This window comes from Hanamia caeni (assembly GCF_003721595.1).
In the GTDB taxonomy this organism is placed as follows: domain Bacteria; phylum Bacteroidota; class Bacteroidia; order Chitinophagales; family Chitinophagaceae; genus Ginsengibacter; species Ginsengibacter caeni.
Genome location: NZ_RJJR01000036.1, coordinates 1 through 1,894, shown reverse-complemented (window position 1 = coordinate 1,894; position 1,894 = coordinate 1). Strand labels below are relative to the sequence as shown.

Genomic DNA, 1,894 nt, shown 5'->3' with positions numbered 1-1,894 from the left:
TATCAGACAACAAAGGAGCGATAGCCAAAAGTACAGTAAACGTTACCGTTAATGAAGCAGCCAATATTCCTCCAACAGCCAATGCTGGCAATGATATTACAACTGTTCCTTCAAATGCTTCGATTACGTTATCCGGAAGTGGTATAGATCTGGATGGAACAATTTTATCATATTCGTGGAAACAAGTTTCTGGCCCTGCAATTAGCACCATTGGCTCCGAAAATTTATCTACTACTCAGATTACAGGACTTATACAAGGTACTTATCAATTTGAATTGGCTGTTACTGATAATCAAGGAGCAGAAGGAAAAGATATTATGCAGGTAACTGTAGGATTGGAACGACTGGCACCAAATACTGAAAGCCCCAACTTAAGAGTTTATCCTAATCCGGTTCATGATATTGCAAATGTAGAGCTGAACACAGTAAATGATAATACAAATATTTTGATTTTAATCCATGATATGACAGGTAAGATCGTTTATAAAAAACAGTTTCTATCTGCTTCAACGAATGTGAAACAACAGGTTGATATGAGTAATTTGATAAAAGGAACTTACGTAATGACCGTTTATTTTGATAACATGCAAAAACAATCAATCAAAATTGTTAGAATGTAGGTTGGAACCAATGGTTTAAATCTTAAAAAATTTTTTAGAAGTCGTTTTCTTTATATTTAAAAATTAATATGATTAAGTAGGAAAAGAAAACTCTAATAGTTTAAAAGCAAATAGAAATAAAGTAATGATCCTGAAACTCTTAAGTAGTATAAATAGTACACTTTCAAAGCGAATGAAAACCGCCGATAGCAGAATTATCAGTACATTGGATCCGATTTATAAAGAGAACAGTATAAAGACAAATGTAAGATTGAATTATTTTTTAAAGAGTGGAGTAGCATTTAAAAAAAATGGTTGGTGAGAAAATTTAATTGTTTTGAAAACTAACGAATGGATTGCTATTTCAAATTATTCTTTTGTAGCTTTCCCAAAAAAAGTTTTATGCTTGAAAAATCTGTTTACAAAAGTTTAAAAATTTTAAGTCTTATTCTTTTTGAAAAATGCGCTAATTCTAATGTTTCGCAACTAACCTACCATGTTAAAGAATTAACTGGTCTCAAAACGTTAGCTTAAGTTATGCACTTTAGTGCAAGACTTGAGTTTCTACAAACTAATAAATTTGTAGGATGGAGAATTTAAGAAAGGGTAGTCATAGTTTAAGTCAATGCCTTTAAACCTATGGATTTCCAATACATGGTATAATGAGTTCCGGCGATTAATGATTTACTAATATAAAAACGCCAGTGAAAATATTAATTTTGATAAAATATAAAATACTATAGATGGCCGAATTTGTAACAATCCCTAAAGAATTGCCTCCTCGGCTTAAGATGGACTACGAGCAAAAAATTCCTAAAACCATTTGGCAGACATTTAAAACTAACCAGGTGCCTGCAATTATGAAAGATTATGTAGATAGCTGGATTACTAAAAATCCGGAATATGAGTACAGGTTCTATGATGATGAAGATGTAAAGGATTTTCTTTCAAGTAATTTTCCGGAATTTTATACAGGATTCAATAAAATCAAGTTTGGGGCTTCAAAATCAGATCTATGGCGTTATTTGATTATTTATAAATATGGAGGTGTTTATGCAGATATCGATTGCCTATGCGTAAATCCACTGCGTCAATGGATAGATTCCTCGTCTATGTACGTGACTCAGCTTGGAACAAATAAAGATATTTGCCAATGGTTACTGATGAGTATACCTGGAAACCCTATATTTCTAAAAGCAGCAGAAAGAAGTTTAGAAAATATTAATAATAACCAGTCAAAAGCATCTTATTATGGCTTTAAATTTATAAATAATGAGATCCTGATAAGTATTGAT

2 protein-coding genes are annotated in these 1,894 nt (G+C 31.6%); both read left to right on the top strand.

The features are described from left to right. A partial coding sequence (locus tag EFY79_RS21160; RefSeq protein ID WP_148041997.1) for a PKD domain-containing protein occupies positions 1 to 620 on the top strand: 620 nt, incomplete at its 5' end. A gap of 722 nt (positions 621 to 1,342) precedes the next feature. Beyond that, positions 1,343 to 1,894, top strand: a 552-nt coding sequence (locus tag EFY79_RS21155; RefSeq protein ID WP_123122756.1) for a glycosyltransferase family 32 protein, incomplete at its 3' end; no start/stop codon positions are given.